The sequence below is a fragment of the Nocardioides sp. R-C-SC26 genome (genome assembly GCF_021246465.1).
GTDB lineage: Bacteria > Actinomycetota > Actinomycetes > Propionibacteriales > Nocardioidaceae > Nocardioides.
The window spans coordinates 1-331 of the sequence record NZ_JAHRHK010000057.1; the positions used below are offsets into that span (position 1 = coordinate 1).

The following is a 331-nucleotide window of genomic DNA, read 5'->3' on the forward strand; positions in this document are numbered from 1 at the left end:
GTCGGGGCCACCGACGTCGAAGACACCGAGGTTGCTGACGATCCGGTGGATGTCGTTGAAGCGGGTCGCGCCCGGGCCGGCCGCGGCCGCGCGCTTGGGACCGACGCCGGAGACGATGTCGACCTGCTCGACGAACACCCGCGGGTTGTGCCGCGGCACCCAGTACGAGGTCCGGTTGTTGACGGTGTTGCCCGGGGCGCCGCGCGAGCCCACCAGCTGCCGCTTCGGCCGGGCGAAGGAGCCGATCGCGGAGATGTTCTGGTTGCCGTCGCGGTCGACCTGGGTCGCGCCCATCATCACGTGGCGCTTGCCGTAGGCCACGACGTCGAAG

Annotated in this window: 1 pseudogene; it reads right to left on the minus strand. The window is 71.0% G+C overall.

Annotated elements, in window-relative coordinates:
• Nucleotides 1-331: pseudogene (locus KSO97_RS17420) on the minus strand (CoA-transferase); the annotation flags it as partial.